Origin of the sequence: Amycolatopsis ruanii (assembly GCF_003385175.1) — a bacterium.
Taxonomy (GTDB): domain Bacteria; phylum Actinomycetota; class Actinomycetes; order Mycobacteriales; family Pseudonocardiaceae; genus Amycolatopsis_E; species Amycolatopsis_E thermalba.
The window spans coordinates 57,726-73,298 of the sequence record NZ_PQHY01000006.1 but is presented as its reverse complement, the minus strand read 5'-3'; the positions used below and the strand labels follow the sequence as shown (position 1 = coordinate 73,298).

15 protein-coding genes are annotated in these 15,573 nt (G+C 72.1%); 6 read left to right on the top strand and 9 right to left on the bottom strand.

Features of this window, described 5'->3' with window-relative positions:
* Positions 1-423: 423 nt before the first annotated feature.
* On the bottom strand, positions 424-1,212 hold the full coding sequence (locus tag D0D28_RS05035; protein WP_116109885.1) for a crotonase/enoyl-CoA hydratase family protein: 789 nt from the start codon (positions 1,210-1,212) through the stop codon (positions 424-426).
* Positions 1,213-1,270: 58 nt separating this feature from the next.
* Here D0D28_RS05035 and D0D28_RS05030 point away from each other — a divergent pair, with 58 nt between their 5' ends.
* The gene (locus D0D28_RS05030; RefSeq protein ID WP_205413186.1) at positions 1,271-2,887 is read left to right on the top strand and encodes an acyl-CoA synthetase; all 1,617 of its coding nucleotides are present in this window, start codon (positions 1,271-1,273) and stop codon (positions 2,885-2,887) included.
* Between the two features lie 11 nt (positions 2,888-2,898).
* Positions 2,899-4,005 (top strand): NAD(P)H-dependent flavin oxidoreductase, encoded by a 1,107-nt coding sequence (locus tag D0D28_RS05025; RefSeq protein ID WP_116109883.1) that lies wholly within the window; start codon positions 2,899-2,901, stop codon positions 4,003-4,005.
* Here D0D28_RS05025 and D0D28_RS05020 read toward each other — a convergent pair.
* The 4 genes from D0D28_RS05020 to D0D28_RS05005 all read right to left on the bottom strand — a co-directional run bounded on the left by D0D28_RS05020 (position 3,959) and on the right by D0D28_RS05005 (position 7,369).
* Positions 3,959-4,372 (bottom strand): DUF805 domain-containing protein, encoded by a 414-nt coding sequence (locus D0D28_RS05020; RefSeq protein ID WP_116109882.1) that lies wholly within the window; start codon positions 4,370-4,372, stop codon positions 3,959-3,961. The genes D0D28_RS05025 and D0D28_RS05020 overlap by 47 nt on opposite strands.
* 32 nt (positions 4,373-4,404) lie before the next feature.
* The gene (locus D0D28_RS05015; RefSeq protein WP_205413187.1) at positions 4,405-5,622 is read right to left on the bottom strand and encodes an APC family permease; all 1,218 of its coding nucleotides are present in this window, start codon (positions 5,620-5,622) and stop codon (positions 4,405-4,407) included.
* A gap of 90 nt (positions 5,623-5,712) precedes the next feature.
* The gene (locus tag D0D28_RS05010; RefSeq protein ID WP_116109880.1) at positions 5,713-6,948 is read right to left on the bottom strand and encodes an RNA polymerase sigma factor; all 1,236 of its coding nucleotides are present in this window, start codon (positions 6,946-6,948) and stop codon (positions 5,713-5,715) included.
* Position 6,949: 1 nt separating this feature from the next.
* Positions 6,950-7,369 carry a YciI family protein gene (locus D0D28_RS05005; protein WP_116109879.1) on the bottom strand — a complete coding sequence of 140 codons (420 nt, stop codon included), beginning with the start codon at positions 7,367-7,369 and terminating at the stop codon, positions 6,950-6,952.
* Between the two features lie 133 nt (positions 7,370-7,502).
* Between D0D28_RS05005 and D0D28_RS05000 the strand changes: the two genes are divergently transcribed.
* Both D0D28_RS05000 and D0D28_RS04995 read left to right on the top strand, forming a co-directional pair.
* Positions 7,503-8,009, top strand: a complete 507-nt coding sequence (locus D0D28_RS05000; protein ID WP_233157545.1) for a hypothetical protein — start codon at positions 7,503-7,505, stop codon at positions 8,007-8,009.
* A 17-nt stretch (positions 8,010-8,026) separates the two neighbouring features.
* A complete protein-coding gene (locus tag D0D28_RS04995; protein WP_094009036.1) occupies positions 8,027-8,464 on the top strand; it encodes an SRPBCC family protein in 438 nt (145 codons plus the stop codon).
* Positions 8,465-8,509: 45 nt separating this feature from the next.
* Here D0D28_RS04995 and D0D28_RS04990 read toward each other — a convergent pair whose 3' ends face one another.
* The 4 genes from D0D28_RS04990 to D0D28_RS04975 all read right to left on the bottom strand — a co-directional run bounded on the left by D0D28_RS04990 (position 8,510) and on the right by D0D28_RS04975 (position 13,693).
* Positions 8,510-10,171, bottom strand: a complete 1,662-nt coding sequence (locus tag D0D28_RS04990; protein WP_094009035.1) for a fumarate hydratase — start codon at positions 10,169-10,171, stop codon at positions 8,510-8,512.
* 349 nt (positions 10,172-10,520) lie between these two features.
* Positions 10,521-11,546, bottom strand: coding sequence for a sigma-70 family RNA polymerase sigma factor (locus tag D0D28_RS04985; protein ID WP_094009034.1), 1,026 nt, complete (start codon positions 11,544-11,546; stop codon positions 10,521-10,523).
* A gap of 243 nt (positions 11,547-11,789) precedes the next feature.
* Complete coding sequence (dtd, locus tag D0D28_RS04980) at positions 11,790-12,215, bottom strand: D-aminoacyl-tRNA deacylase (RefSeq protein ID WP_094009033.1); 426 nt, start codon at positions 12,213-12,215, stop codon at positions 11,790-11,792.
* Positions 12,212-13,693: a N5-glutamine methyltransferase family protein gene (locus D0D28_RS04975; RefSeq protein ID WP_162830981.1), complete on the bottom strand. Its 1,482-nt coding sequence runs from the start codon at positions 13,691-13,693 to the stop codon at positions 12,212-12,214. Before D0D28_RS04975 ends, dtd begins: the two co-directional genes overlap by 4 nt.
* A 50-nt stretch (positions 13,694-13,743) precedes the next feature.
* On the opposite strand from D0D28_RS04975, the gene D0D28_RS04970 reads away from it, so the two are divergent.
* Positions 13,744-15,027, top strand: coding sequence for an amidohydrolase (locus D0D28_RS04970; RefSeq protein WP_094009032.1), 1,284 nt, complete (start codon positions 13,744-13,746; stop codon positions 15,025-15,027).
* On the top strand, positions 15,024-15,569 hold the full coding sequence (locus D0D28_RS04965) for a DinB family protein (protein WP_116109878.1): 546 nt from the start codon (positions 15,024-15,026) through the stop codon (positions 15,567-15,569). The genes D0D28_RS04970 and D0D28_RS04965 overlap by 4 nt, the downstream gene beginning before the upstream one ends.
* Positions 15,570-15,573 lie beyond the last annotated feature (4 nt).

Here is a 15,573-nt window from a genome sequence, read left to right as displayed (position 1 = left end):
TCCTCCGTCACCAGGTCTCCGGCACGGGAGAACCGCACCGACGCCCACCACATCCCGTTGCCGCGGGGGGTGCTTCTCCCAGGTCAGCGTGCCGGGCACCCACTGCTCGCCGTCCTGGACCGGGCCGGGCCTGGCCGGCGCCTCGGCCTTCCCGCGCAGACGCAGCCAGCAGTGCCCGCACGGCTGCAGCTTCTCCGGGCCCACGCCGGCCCAGCGGACCGGCACCACGTCGGCGCCCCTGCGCTGCACGAGTCCTGGCCCTTGACCAGCCACTCGCGCCGGGCGTCGTTGTGGTAGGCCGGTCCGCCCGTGGTGCGCCAGCCCCGGGGCAGCACTCCCGCCGGCGGCGGCGTGCAGTACGCGCACTGCCCCGCCGGCAAGTCGTCGTCCATCGCCCCGAGCCAGCGGCCACCACCGACAGTTTCAGCGGCCCTCGAACCGGGGCTTGCGCTTCTCCGTGAACGCGCGCGGCCCCTCCTTCGCGTCGGCCGACTGGAAGACCTTCAGCCCGTACTGCGCCTCCAGCTTGAAGGCCTCCTCCTCGGGCATCCCCTCGGTGTCGCGGATCGTGCGGAGGATCGCCTGCACCGCGAGCGGTCCGTTGGCCGCGATCAGGTCCGCCAGCTCCAGCGCCCGCTCCAGCGCCTGACCGTCCGGCACGACGCTGCCGATCAGCCCCATCTCCTTCGCCTCGGCCGCGGTCAGGTGCCGCCCGGTCAGCAGGATCTCCGCGGCCAGCGTGTACGGGATCTGCCGCGGCAGCCGCACCGCCGAACCGCCCATCGGGAACAGCCCCCACCGCGCCTCCGACACCCCGAACCGCGCGCTCTCCCCGGCCACGCGGATGTCGGTGGCCTGCAGGATCTCCGTGCCACCCGCGATCGCCGGGCCCTCCACGGCCGCGATCAGCGGTTTCGTCAGCCGCCGCCCCTTCAGCAGGCCCTCGATGCGGCCCGGGTCGAACGTGCCGCGCTCGTAGGAGTCGGCGGGGGAGTTGCGGTTCATCGACTTCAGGTCCGCGCCCGCGCAGAACGCCCCGCCCGCTCCGGTGAGCACGCAGCACCGGATTTCCGGGTCGTTGTCCACCCGGTCCCAGGCTTCGACCAGGATCGCCATCATCTCGCCGCTGATCGCGTTGCGGACTTCCGGCCGGTTCATCGTCACCACGAGCGTGTGCGCGCGTTGTTCCACCAGGGCGTGCGGCTGTTCCATGAGTACCTCTCCATCCGGCGCCATTGCCCAAAACGATAACATGTTCTACTTTGACTGCGTGGCTTACAACATCGCGGATCTGCTCGAGCACGCCGTCGACGCCGTGCCGGATCGCCCCGCGGTCATCTGCGGCGAACGGCACGTCACCTACGCCCAGCTGGAGGACAGGGCCAACCGGCTGGCGCACCACCTCGCCGCCCAGGGGGTCGGTCCCGGCTCCCACATCGGCGTTTACTCCCGGAACTCCGTCGAGATGATCGAGGCGATGTTCGCCGCGTACAAGCTGCGCGCCATCGCGATCAACGTCAACTACCGCTACGTCAACGCCGAACTGGAGTACCTGTTCACCAACGCCGACCTCGTCGCGCTGGTGCACGAGCGGCAGTACGCCGACCGGGTCGCCGCGGTGCTCCCGTCGACCCCGAAACTGAAACACGTCCTAGTGGTCGACGACGGCAGCGGAGCGGACTGCTCGGGCTACGGCGGGGTCGACTACGAGTCGGCGCTGGCCGCCCAGTCGCCCGACCGCGACTTCGGCGAGCGCAGCTCCGACGACCTCTACATCCTCTACACCGGCGGCACCACCGGGTACCCGAAGGGCGTGATGTGGCGCCACGAGGACGTCTGGCGCGCCCTGGGCGGCGGCATCGACTTCATCACCGGCGAGTACGTGCCGGACGAGTGGACGATGTCCGAGCAGGGCAAGCAGGGCGCGATGGTCCGGCTGCCCGCCGCCCCGCTCATCCACGGCGCCGCCCAGTGGGCCGCGTTCGGCGCGATGTTCAGCGGCGGCACCGTCGTGTTCGTGCCGCAGTTCGACCCGCACGAGATCTGGACCGAGGTCGCCCGGCACCGGGTGCAGGTGCTGACGATCGTCGGCGACGCCATGGCGCGCCCGCTGATCGAGGCCTACCACCAGGGCGGGTACGACGCGTCCTCGCTGGTGGCGGTGTCCAGCCACGCGGCGCTGTTCTCGCAGTCGGTCAAGCAGGAGTACCTGCGCACGTTCCCGAACCTGGTGCTCACCGACGCGATCGGCTCGTCGGAGAGCGGGTTCACCGGCATCGGCATGGTGGCCAAGGACGCCGACCACTCCGCGGGCCCGCGGGTGAACTTCGGCAAGGACGCCATCCTCATCGACGACGACAACCACCTGGTGGAGCGCGCACCCGGCGCGGTCGGCCGGATCGCCCGGCGCGGGCACGTGCCGCTGGGCTACTACAAGGACCCGGCCAAGACCGAGACGATCTTCGTGGAGATCGACGGCAAGCGCTACGTCGTGCCCGGCGACTACGCCCGCTACGAGGGGGACGGCACCGTCACCCTCCTCGGCCGCGGTTCGCAGTGCGTGAACACCGGCGGCGAGAAGGTGTTCCCGGAAGAGGTCGAGGGCGCCCTGAAATCGCATCCGGACGTGTTCGACGCGCTCGTCATCGGCGTGCCGGACGACCGGCTCGGCCAGCGGGTCGCGGCGATCGTGCAGGCCCGGCCCGGCGGCAGCCTCGACCTGGCCGACGTCGAGGCCCACGTGCGCACCCGGATCGCCGGCTACAAGGTGCCGCGCAGCGTGTGGGTCGTCGACGAGATCGGCCGCCTGCCCAGCGGCAAACCCGACTACCCGTGGGCGCAGCGGCACGCCGCCGCGAACCCGCCCGCCGAGATCCAGAAGGCCTGAGGAGACACTTGATGCGCACCGCGCTGTGCGAGACGTTCGGCATCCGGTACCCGATCATCGGGTTCACCCCGTCGGAGCACGTGGCCGCCGCGATCAGCAAGGCCGGCGGGCTCGGCGTGCTCGGCTGCGTGCGGTTCAACGACGCCGGGGAACTCGACCGGGTGCTGGACTGGATGGACGCCAACACCGACGGCAAGCCCTACGGGGTCGACATCGTCATGCCCGCGAAGGTGCCCGCCGAGGGCGCCGCGGTCGACCTCGAGAAGCTGATCCCGGAGGAGCACCGCGCGTTCGTCGAGCGGACCCTGCGCGAGCTGGGTGTGCCGGAGCTGCCGGAGGACACCGCGGAACGCGCCGGTGTGCTCGGCTGGCTGCACTCGGTGGCCCGCTCGCACGTCGAGGTCGCGCTCAAGCACCCGATCAAGCTGATCGCCAACGCGCTCGGCTCCCCGCCGGTCGACGTGATCGAGCAGGCCCACGAGCACGGCGTGCCGGCCGACACGCTCGCGGGCAAGGCCGAGCACGCGGTGCGGCACGTCGACAACGGCGTGGACTTCGTGGTGGCGCAGGGCTACGAGGCCGGCGGGCACACCGGCGAGATCGCGTCGATGGTGCTGCTGCCGGAGATCGTCGACGCGGTGGGCGACCGGGCGCCGGTGCTGGCCGCGGGCGGCATCGGCTCGGGCAGGCAGGCCGTGGTCGCGCTGGCGCTGGGCGCGTCCGGCGCGTGGACCGGCTCGATCTGGCTCGCGACGGAGGAGTACCTGCAGACGATGCCGGACTCGACCGCGATGCAGAGCGCGCTGGTCGGGGCCACGTCGTCGGACACCGTGCGGACGCGCATCTACACCGGCAAGCCCGCGCGGCTGCTCAAGACGCGGTGGACGCAGGCCTGGTCGGCCGCGGACGCGCCCGAGCCGCTGCCGATGCCGCTGCAGAACCTGCTGGTCAGCAAGGCGCACAACCGCATCCACGCGGCGAACGACCCGACGGTGGTGTCGATGCCGGCCGGGCAGATCATCGGCCGGATCGACCGGGTGCGCCCGGTGGCCGAGATCATCGCCGACCTGGTCAGCGGCTACTCCGAGACGCTCGACCGGCTCGACAAGACCCGGTGACCGGGCCGTGCTGGTTCGCGTGGGGCTGAGCGGCCTCGGTCCACAGGATCAGCACGACGAAGGACGCGAAGGTCGGCAGCAGCAGGCACCACGCGCCGGAGCGGCCGGTGTCGTGCAGCCGGCGGATCCCCGCGGAGATCAGCGGGAACATCAGGACGATGCCGGCGACCACCCCGACGGTCCCCACCCACTCCTGTCCGATCGCGGTCGCGGTCAGCAGCGGACCCCAGCTGACGAGGAACCAGAACAGCACGAACAACCAGAAGTCGCGCCGCGACATCCGGCCGGTGCCCACGAACGACTTCCGGAGGGCCTCACCGATCACCGCGGCGAAGGTGGGCCGCGTCCGTGCCATCTCCAGCGTCATGCCCGGAATCGTCCGCGCCGGAGGAGGCGTCCTCAACGGCGTCGGCCGGAAGTTGCCACCCACGCCACGGCGCCCACGGCCAGCACCGCGGCACCGCTGATCACCGACGCGAGCGGCAGGCTGAACGCGAGCACCACGCACCCGATCAGGCCCACCACCGGCACCACGCGCCGGGTGCCGAGCGTCCACGCGCTCGCGTTCGCGATGGCGTAGTAGGTCAGCACCGCGAACGAGGAGAACCCGATCGCGCCGCGCAGGTCGGTCACCAGCACCAGGGTGCCGACCGCGACACCGACCGCGACCTCCGCGCGGTGCGGCACGGCGAACCGCGGGTGCACGGCGGCCAGGGGAGCGGGCAGGTGACCGTCGCGGGCCATGGCGAACGTCGTCCGGGACACGCCGAGCACCAGCGCGAGCAGCGCGCCGAGCGCGGCGAGTGCCGCGGCCGCCCGCACGACCGGGGTGAGCGCCGGCCAGGACGTGCCGGTGATCGCGGTGGCGATCGGGTCCGAAGTGGACGCCAGTCCGTCCGGGCCCAGTTGCCGCAGCAGGAAAACGGCGACGACCGCGTAGACGACGAGGGTGATCCCGAGTGCGATCGGGATGGCGCGGGGGATGGTGCGCGCGGGGTCGCGCACCTCCTCGCCGAGGGTGGCGACGCGCGCGTACCCGGCGAAGGCGAAGAACAGCAGCCCGGCCGACTGCAGGACGCCACCGGCGTCGATCGCGGGCGTGAGGCCGCCGGGGACGGGCGCGCCGGCCGTGGCGAGCGCGACGACCGCGGCGGTGAGGACGACGAGCGTGACGGTGACGATGACCTTGGTGACGGTCACCGAGCGCTGGACGCCCCGGTAGTTGAGGGCGGTCAGCGCGAGCACGGCGGCCGCGGCGACGAGCGACTGCGTGAACCGGCCCGCGCCGGGCGCGGTGTAGGCGGCGACGGTCAGCGCCATCGCCGCGCAGCTCGCGGTCTTGCCGACGACGAACCCCCACCCGGCGAGGTAGCCCCAGAACGGGCCGAGCCGCTCGCGGCCGTAGACGTAGGTGCCGCCGGACTCCGGATACCGGGCGGCCAGCCGGGCCGAGGAGGTGGCGTTGCAGTAGGCGACCACGGCCGCCAGCGCCAGCCCGGCCAGCAGGCCGGCCCCCGCGGCGCGGGCGGCGGGCGCGAAGGCGGCGAACACCCCGGCCCCGATCATCGACCCGAGGCCGATCACCACCGCGTCCCCGGTCCCGAGCCGGCGCGTCAGTCCTGTCACGGGGAGACCGTAGCCGGTGGCCCGGCCGTGGTGGTGATCCGTTACGGGATGTTCGGCGGCCGTTCGTTCGGCGACGCGGGCTCAACCGAGAGCGTCCAGTTTGCGCCGCAGCACCGCGCGTTCCCGGTCGTTCCCGCACAGCTGGATCGCCCGCTCCAGTTCGGCCCGGGCCTCACCGGTCCGGCCGAGCCGGACCAGCAGTTCCCCGCGCACGGTGGGCAGCAAGTGGGACTTCTCGAACGTGCCGCCGGCCGCCAGGGAGTCCACGAGCGGCAGCGCCGCCACCGGACCCTGCGCCATCGACACCGCCACCGCCCGGTTCAGCTCCACCACCGGCGACGGCGCGAGCCGCCCGAGGGCCTCGTACAGCAGCACCACCCGCGCCCAGTCCGTCTCCGCCACCGACGGCGCCACGGCGTGGCACTCGGCGATCGCGGCCTGCAGGCCGTACGCGCCCAGCCCCCGCCCGGCCGCCTCCGCCCGCGCCAGCGCCGCCCGGCCCCGCCGGATCGCCGAGCGGTCCCAGCGCCGCCGGTCCTGGTCCTCCAGCAGCACCGGCTCGCCGTCCGGCCCGGTCCGCGCCGGGAACCGGGCCGCCGTCAGCTCCAGCAACGCCAGCAGCCCGTGCACCTCCGGCTCGTCCGGCATCAGGCGCGACACCACCCGGGCGAGGCGCTGGGCCTCACCCGCGAGGTCGAACCGGATCAGGTCGCCGCCCGAGCTGGCCGACGACCCCTCGGTGAAGATCACGTAGATCACGTTCAGCACCGAGCCGAGCCGCTTGGCCCGCTCGTCCGGCGCGGGCACCTCGAACGGCACCCGCGCCGCGGCGAGCGTCTTCTTCGCGCGCGTGATCCGCGCCTGCACGGTCGCCGTCGGCACGAGGAACGCCCGCGCGATCTCGTCGCTGGTCAGACCGCCCACCACGCGCAGCGTCAACGCGACCCTGGCCTCCCGCGACAACACCGGGTGGCACGAGATGAACATCAGCGCGAGCACGTCGTCGTCGATCTGGTCCGGGTCCCACTCGACCTCGCCGCCGTCCTCGCGCAGGTCGGCTGCGAGGACGGCGTACTTCGAGTCGAGCGCGGAGCGGCGGCGGAACGCGTCGACGGCCCGCCGCCTGCCCACCGTGAGCAGCCACCCCGCCGGGTTGCGCGGCACCCCCTCACGCGGCCAGGTCACCAGCGGCTCGGCCAGCGCCTCCTGCGCGAGGTCCTCGGCCAGCGCGAAATCGCCGGTGTAGCGCGCGAGCGCACCGACGATCCGCGCCGACTCGATCCGCCAGACCGCGGCGATCGCTTCCCGTTCGGTCATCTCAGAGCTGGCTGGTCGCCTCGCGCCACGCCCGCTCCTTCTGGATCCACTCGTTGTCCTGCGGGAACTCGTCGATGGTGGTGACGCGGCGGATCTCGGTCTTGAAGCCCTTGCCCTTGATCGGCGACCGCTTGGCCCACTCGACCGCCTCCTCCTTGGAGGCCACGTTGAGGATGTAGAACCCGCCGAACAGCTCCTTCGTCTCGCCGTACGGGCCGTCGGTGACCACGGGCGGCTCGGACGAGAAGTCGACCACCACGCCGTCGTTCGCGTCGTCCAGCCCTTCGGCGGCGACCAGCACGCCCGCGCGGATCAGCTCCTGGTTGTAGCGTCCGGTCATCTCGATCATCTGGTCGAAGTCGAAGTCGCCCAGGTTCGCGAACGCCTCGTCGGTGGCCCGCCAGATCAGCATGAACTTCACGGTGTTTCTCCCTCGATGTCCGGGTCCCTCTCGGACCCTCTCACCCCATGGGTCGAACGGGGAACGATTCGATCGACACGGCCCCGGAGATTTTTCGTGCAACCCGCCGGCGGGCCCGTACCGTCCAGGGAGCATGAGGTGGAAAGCAACGATGTGCGGGCTGGGCCTCGTCCTGCTGGCGGCCACGGCCTGCGGTGAGCGACCCGAATCCGTCCAGCCCGGCTCCGGCGGTCAGCCCACCGGCGAGCCCTCGGTCGTCGCGCCCATCCCGACCACCGACCTGCCCCCGGTGATGCCCGGCGGCCCGCGGCAGATGCAGCCGCCCGCGGACACCGCCCAGGTGCCGGCCACCCGCGTCGACTCCTCGGCGCTGCCCTCGGACTTCCCGCGCGAGGTGTACGTCAGCGCCGACGGCAGGCAGCTGTTCGTCCGAGCCGAGGAAGGCGGGTGCGGGCGCGCCGCGGCCGAGGTGACCGCCCAGGACGCGCGGCAGGTCGTGGTCACCCTGGTGGAGAACAAGAGCAACCTGGCGGGCCAGATGTGCACCATGGACATGCGCTACCCGGTGGTATCGGCGACCCTGTCCGAACCCCTGAACGAGCGGACCGTGGTGCTGACGAGCGCCAAACGAGGTTACTGACCGGTAGTATCCCGGGCATGAAGAAACGCCAGGTCTCCGCCACGCGGATCGTCGCGGCTCCGCCGGAGAAGATCTTCGAGCTGCTCACGGACCCGTCGAAGCACCCGCTGATCGACGGGTCCGGCACGGTGCTGGCCGCGCAGAGCAGCGGGCCGGAACGCCTGACGCTCGGCTCCCGCTTCGGCATGGACATGAAGATGGGCGCGCCGTACAAGATCCTCAACACGGTCGTCGAGTACGACGAGAACCGGCTGATCGCCTGGCGGCACTTCAACGGGCACCGCTGGCGCTGGCAGCTCACGCCCCTCGAGGACGGCTCGACCGAGGTCACCGAGACCTTCGACTGGTCCACCGCGCGGATCCCGCTGTTGATCGACCTGAGCTTCTTCCCGCGCAAGAACAAGCAGGCCATCGACAAGACGCTGGACCGGCTGGTGAACCTGTTCCAGGCGTGAAGGAACGGGCGCCACCCGCGGGTGGCGCCCGTTCCCGTCAGCCGGTCAGGAGCGGAAGCTGATCTGCAGCACCGGTTCCGAGGTCTCGGCGAAGAAGTCGTTGCCCTTGTCGTCGATGACGATGAACGCCGGGAAGTCCTCGACCTCGATCTTCCACACGGCTTCCATGCCCAGCTCGGGGTACTCCAGGACCTCGACCTTCTTGATGCAGTCCTGCGCCAGCCGCGCCGCCGGGCCACCGATCGAGCCCAGGTAGAAGCCGCCGTGCTGCCGGCAGGACGCGGTCACCTGCTTGGACCGGTTGCCCTTGGCGAGCATGACCATCGACCCGCCTGCCGCCTGGAACTGGGCGACGTAGGAGTCCATCCGGCCCGCGGTCGTCGGCCCGAACGAGCCGGACGCGTAGCCGTCCGGGGTCTTGGCCGGGCCGGCGTAGTAGACCGGGTGGTCGCGCAGGTACTGCGGCATCTCCTCACCGGCTTCGAGGCGCTCGGCGATCTTGGCGTGCGCGATGTCGCGGGCCACCACCAGCGGGCCGGTCAGCGACAAGCGGGTCTTCACCGGCAGCGAGGACAGCTGCGCGCGGATCTCGTCCATCGGGCGGTTCAGGTCGACCTGGACCACCTCGTCGGACAGGTCGTCGGTGGTCACGTCCGGGAGGAAGCGGGCCGGGTCGCGCTCCAGCTGCTCGATGAACACGCCGTCGGCGGTGATCTTCGCCTTGGCCTGGCGGTCCGCCGAGCAGGACACCGCGATGCCGACCGGGCAGGACGCGCCGTGCCGCGGCAGGCGGATGACGCGCACGTCGTGGCAGAAGTACTTGCCGCCGAACTGGGCGCCGATGCCGAACTGCCGGGTCATCTCCAGGACCTGCTGCTCCAGGTCGGTGTCCCGGAAGCCGTGGCCGAGCGGGGAGCCCTCGCGCGGCAGGTTGTCCAGGTAGCGCGCGGAGGCGAGCTTGGCGACCTTGAGGTTGTACTCGGCCGACATGCCGCCGACCACGATCGCCAGGTGGTAGGGCGGGCAGGCCGCGGTGCCGAGGCTGCGCAGCTTCTCGTCCAGGAACTTCGCCAGCCGCTTCGGATTCAGGACGGCCTTGGTCTCCTGGTAGAGGAACGTCTTGTTGGCCGAGCCGCCGCCCTTGGCCATGAACAGGAACTCGTAGCTCGGATCCCCGGTCCCGTCCTTGTGGAACAGCTCGATCTGGGCCGGCAGGTTGGTCCCGGTGTTCTTCTCCTCCCAGAAGGTGACCGGCGCCATCTGCGAGTAGCGCAGGTTCAGCTCCTGGTAGGCGTCGAAGATGCCGCGCGCGAGGGCCTGCTCGTCGTTGCCGCCGGTGAGCACGCCCTGGCTGCGCTTGCCGATGACGATCGCGGTGCCGGTGTCCTGGCACATCGGCAGCACCCCGCCGGCCGAGATGGCGGCGTTGCGCAGCAGGTCCATCGCCACGAAGCGGTCGTTGCCGCTGGCCTCGGGGTCGTCGACGATCGCGCGCAGCTGCGCCAGGTGCGACGAGCGCAGCAGGTGCTGGATGTCGGTGATGGCGGTCCGGGCGAGCTTGGTCAGCGCTTCGGGGTCGACTTCCAGGAACTTCCGTCCGGCGGCCTCGACGACCCGGACGCCCTCGGCCGTCACGAGCCGGTACTCGGTCTCGTGGTCCGGACCCAGCGGCAGCACGTCGGTGTACTGGAAGGTGGTGGTGGTCACTCGGGCTCCCTCGCAGGCAATTCGGGCCCTTGACGTTACCGCCTGCGCGTGCTCACCCACGCTGAGGTGTGGCGCGGACCTCGCCGGCGATCGCGTGGCGCGAACCACCCCGGAAAAGTCGGAAGGCCGGGCCCACCCCGACGGACCCGACCTTCCGGGGAAAGCGGCCGGGAGCACAGGGCGCCCGCCGCGAAGTTCACCGTCCGTAGGACGTGAAGAACTCACCAGACGTTGCTTCCACGGTGACGTGACCTACGTCATACGTCAACACGGCCGATCGGGTTGTCGTGGAAGGCAAACAGGGCCACCCCGCGTAGGCGGAGTGGCCCTGTCGGTTGCCCTGGACGGGTCAGCTGGCGTAGGCGCGCAGCCGCTCGGCCCGCTCGCCCTGGCGCAGCTTCGACATGACCTCGCGCTCGATCTGGCGGACCCGCTCGCGGGACAGCCCGAAGTGCTTGCCGATCTGGTCGAGGGTGCGCGGCTGGCCGTCGTCGAGGCCGTAGCGCATCCGGATGACCTGCTGCTCCCGCTCGTCGAGCGTGGCCAGGACCCGGCGCAGGTCGTCCTGCAGCAGGCCCGAGATGACCGCGCTCTCGGCGTCGGTGGCTTCGGAGTCCTCGATGAAGTCGCCCAGCGGGGCGTCCTCGTCGGTGCCGACCGGCATGTCCAGGCTCACCGGGTCGCGGGCGTGGTCGAGCAGGTCGGCGACCTTCTCCACCGCGATGCCGGACTCGGCGGCCAGCTCCTCGTTGGTGGCCTCACGGCCGAGCTGCTGGTGCAGGTCGCGCTTGATGCGGGCCAGCTTGTTGACCTGCTCGACGAGGTGCACGGGCAGCCGGATGGTGCGGCCCTGGTCGGCCATGCCGCGGGTGATGGCCTGGCGGATCCACCACGTCGCGTAGGTCGAGAACTTGAACCCCTTGGAGTAGTCGAACTTCTCCACCGCGCGGATCAGACCCAGGTTCCCCTCCTGGATCAGGTCGAGCAGCGGCATCCCCCGTCCGGTGTAGCGCTTGGCCAGCGACACGACCAGCCGGAGGTTGGCCTCCAGCAGGTGGTTCTTGGCCTTGTGGCCGTCGCGCACGAGCGCCTCCAGCTCCTTGCGGCGCTGCGGGCTCAGCTTCGGCGCGGTGTCGAGCATGTGCTGCGCGAACACCCCCGCCTCGATGCGCTTGGCGAGCTCGACCTCGTCGGCGGCGGACAGCAGCGCGGTCTTGCCGATCCCGTTGAGGTAGACCCGCACGAGGTCCGCGGCCGGGCCCTGGGCGTCGAGATCCGCGTCGAGGTTCGGCGAAGGGCGTACGCTGGACTCGACGGGCTCGAATTCGGGCTCGGGGACCTCACGAGTCGGACGCTCGAGAGTCTGTACTGACATGTTCTGCCTCCCCGGTCACGGGCGGACACGTTCGGTGCGTCACACCGGCTCCTGCGCCGCGTGGGTGAATCCTGTGGAGTACTCCACCCCCGCGCGCCCAGCTCGTCGGCTGGACAATGGTTCCAACGCCGGCCGTTGCCAAAACGTTCCCGCCTCCTCGACTTCCAGACGGGGCGGTACCGGACCGGGTTGCTCCACCAAAGCTGAGGTTTTGCTGAGAGACCCGCCCGGCGGGGCAGTGGTTCAGACCTCTACGAGCACCGTGAAGGGCCCGTCGTTGGCGCTGTGCACCGCCATCATGGCGCCGAATTTCCCCGTGGCCACACGGGCTCCGCGCTCGCGCAGCTCCGCCACGACGCGGTCGAACAACGCCAGCGCGGCGTCCGGGCGGGCCGCCTGCGTCCACGATGGACGGCGCCCCTTGCGGGTGTCGCCGTAGAGCGTGAATTGGCTCACCACCAGCAGCGGGGCCCCGGAAGTGGCGCAGGACTCCTCGTCGCGCAGGATCCGGAGCTCGTGCAGCTTGCGTGCCATGGTGACCGCTTTGTCTTCGGTGTCCGAAACGTGGACGCCCAGCAGCACCAGCAGCCCCGGCTCCTCGATCGCGCCGACGACCTCACCCCCGACTGTGACGCTCGCCTCGGTCACCCGCGCCGCGACCGCCCTCACACCGCCTCCAGGAACCCGTGGCGGACCAGCTCGCGCACCAGCGGCAACGCGGCCTCGGTCAGCGCGTCGGCGTCCAGGCCGTGCCCGGCGGCGAGCAGCGACAGCAGGTCCGACAGCGGCAGCGCGCCCCGGCAGCCGGCCAGCAGCGCGGCGACCGTCTCGTCGACCTCGTGCTGCCAGCCGGGCCCGTCGGAGCGGTGCAGCCGCAGCACGGTGGTGTCCCAGCCCTCGTCGCCGGGCGCGGAAACCCGCTCCAGCAGCACCGTCGGCGGCACCCGGAAGCGCGCGCCGAGCAGGTCGTGGCCGTGCTCGCGCAGCCAGCTCACGCGGTCCAGCCAGGCGCCGGCCTCCGGGCCCAGCGGATCGTCGTAGGCCTGCCGCAGGTCCTCGCACACCACCGTCGGGTGCGCCGCGTCGGTCCGGCGCAGCGTGACGAACCCGAACCCGACGCCCCGGACCTTGTTCTCCGCGAACCAATCCAGCCAGCCGGCGGCCTTGGCCCGGCCGCGCTCGGAGCGCGGATCGATGCCCGCGTCACGCAACCAGGTGCCCACGTACAGCCCCGGGTCGGCTACGTCGCGTTGCACGAACCACGCGTCCGTGCCGCCCGGCAGCCACCGGCTCACCCGGTCGGCCCAGTCCTCGCCGTCGACGTGCAACCAGGAGGCGAGCAGCTGCCCGGTGCCGCCCTCGGTCAGGAACCCGGGCAGCTGGCGGATCACCAGCGCGCTCGCGTCGTCGCCGGCCGGCCCGGAGTCGCGGTAGGTGTAGTCGATGCGCGGCGGTCCCACCACGAACGGCGGATTGCACACGATCTGGTCGAACCGGCGGCGCGCGACCGGCGCGAACCACTCGCCCCGCACCAGTTCCACGTCCAGCTCGTTCAGCCGGAACGTCGCGTCCGCCAGCGCCAGCGCCCGCTCCGACACGTCGGTGGCGGTGACCCGCCGGGCGTGCCGGGTCGCGTGCAGCGCCTGCACCCCGTTGCCGGTGCCCAGGTCCAGCAGGCTGCCCACCGGGCGGCGGGTGGTGGCGCGGATCAGGCTCAGCGACGCGTGGCCGACGCCGAGCACGTGGTCCGGCGGCACCTCGGCGCCGAGCACGTCGGAGTCCAGGTCCGACACCACCCACCAGGAACCCTGCTCGTCCCCGTGCGGCCGCACGTCCAGGCCCGCGCGCAGCAGCTCCCGTCCGCGCACGAGACCGGCCGCGAGCGCGTCGTCCAGCGCGAGCGGCGCCAGGGCCGCCCGCACCGCCGCCTCCGGCTCGGCCGAGCCCAGCAGGAACAGGCGGATGAGCGTGCCGAGCTCACCGGCGTCCGCGGTGGCGCGGAAGGCGAGTTCGGGCTCACCGCGGCCCAGCGCCGCGTGCGCGGTCCCGCCGAGCGCGCCGACCACGCCGTCGGCGTCGTAGCCGGTCCGCCGGAACGCCTCGCGCAGCCGGGCCAGGAAATCGTCGGAGAACCGCGGAATGCTCACGGTGGGTGATCCTCCCACGCGAGCCGCCGCGGCTGTGCTGTGATGGCCGTATGACCACCACGGACCGGGCAGCGCTGTTCGCGGGGCTCGACGAGCTCCTGCCGGGCCTGCAGGAGCTCTACGTCGACCTGCACCGGCACCCCGAGCTGTCGTTCGCCGAGCACCGGACCGCGGGCAAGCTCGCGGCGCGGTTGCGTGAGGCCGGGTTCGAGGTGCACACCGGCATCGGCGGCACCGGCGTGGCCGGGGTGCTGCGCAACGGGGACGGCCCGGCCGTGATGCTGCGCGCGGACATCGACGCGCTGCCGGTCGCCGAGAAGACCGGCCTGCCCTACGCCAGCGAGGTGCGCGCGCCGAACGCCGGCGGCGACGAGGTCCCGGTCATGCACGCGTGCGGCCACGACATGCACGCCACCTGGCTCGACGGCGCCGCCCGGCTGCTCGCCGCGCGGCGGGACGGCTGGCGGGGCACCCTCGTCGTGGTCTACCAGCCCGGTGAGGAGGTCGGCGACGGCGCGGAGGCGATGGTCCGCGACGGCCTGTTCGACCTGGTCGGCACACCCGCCGTGGTGCTCGGCCAGCACGTCGTGCCCGGCCCGGCCGGCTGGGTGCTGACCCGGCCGGGCGTGCTGATGGCGGCGACCGACTCGCTGCGGATCGTGCTGCACGGCCGCGGCGGGCACGGCTCCCGGCCGGAGACGACCGTCGACCCGGCGGTGCTGGCCGCGTCGGTGGTGATGCGGCTGCAGACGATCGTGTCCCGCGAGATCGCGGCGACCGAGCAGGCCGTGGTGACCGTCGGGTCGATGCACGTCGGCACCGCGCCCAACATCATCGCCGAGGAAGCCGTGCTCGAGGTCAACGTCCGCACCTTCGACGAGCAGGTCCGGTCCCGGGTGCTGGCCGCGGTCGAGCGCATCGTCCGGGGCGAGGCGGCCGCGGCGGGCGCGCCACGGCCCCCGGAGATCACGCCGATCGCGACGTTCCCGGTGACCAGCAACGACGAGGCCGCGAACCGGACGCTGAGCGAGGCCTTCACCGCCCACTTCGGCGCCGACCGCACCATGGAGGCGCCGCTGGTCACCGGCAGCGAGGACTTCGGCGAGTTCGGCCGCGCGGCCGGGGTGCCGTCGGTGTTCTGGCTGGTCGGCGGGCTGGACCAGGACTTCGTGCTCACCGCCATGGCCGAGGGCCGGTTCGAGCGGGACGTGCCGTCCAACCACTCGCCGCGGTTCGCGCCGGTGCTGCACCCGACGCTGCGCACCGGCGTGGAGACGCTGGTCGTGGCCGCGCTCACGTTTTTGTCGGTGGGTGGTGGCACGCTCGGAGCATGACCGAGATCCCGGCCGCCAACTTCGCCCAGCTGTGGGCCGAGGACACGCGCCCGCCCCTGCCCAAGACCGGTGACGAGCGCGAGATCCTCACCGCCTACCTCGACTGGCACCGGCAGACCTTCGAGCTCAAGTGCGCCGGCGTGCCACCGGATCGCCTGTCCGAGAAGCTGATCCCGCCGTCGGGCCTGACCCTGCACGGGCTGCTGCGCCACCTCGCCGGTGTCGAACGCTGGTGGTTCCGCATCCAGTTCCGCGGCGAGGACGTGCCGGTCCTGTACTACTCCGACGACGATCCGGAGCAGGACTTCGAGCGCCTGGACGGCGATCCGGCGGAGGCGCTGGCGGTGTGGCGCGCCGAGTGCGAGCAGTCGCGGCGGATCGTCGCCGACGCGCCGTCGCTGGACGTCACCGGCGTGCACGCGCCGCCGGGCACGCCGGTCTCGCTGCGCCGGATCATCGTGCACGTGCTCGCCGAGTACGCCCGCCACAACGGGCACGCCGACCTGCTGCGCGAACGGATCGACGGCAAGACCGGGTACTGAAGGA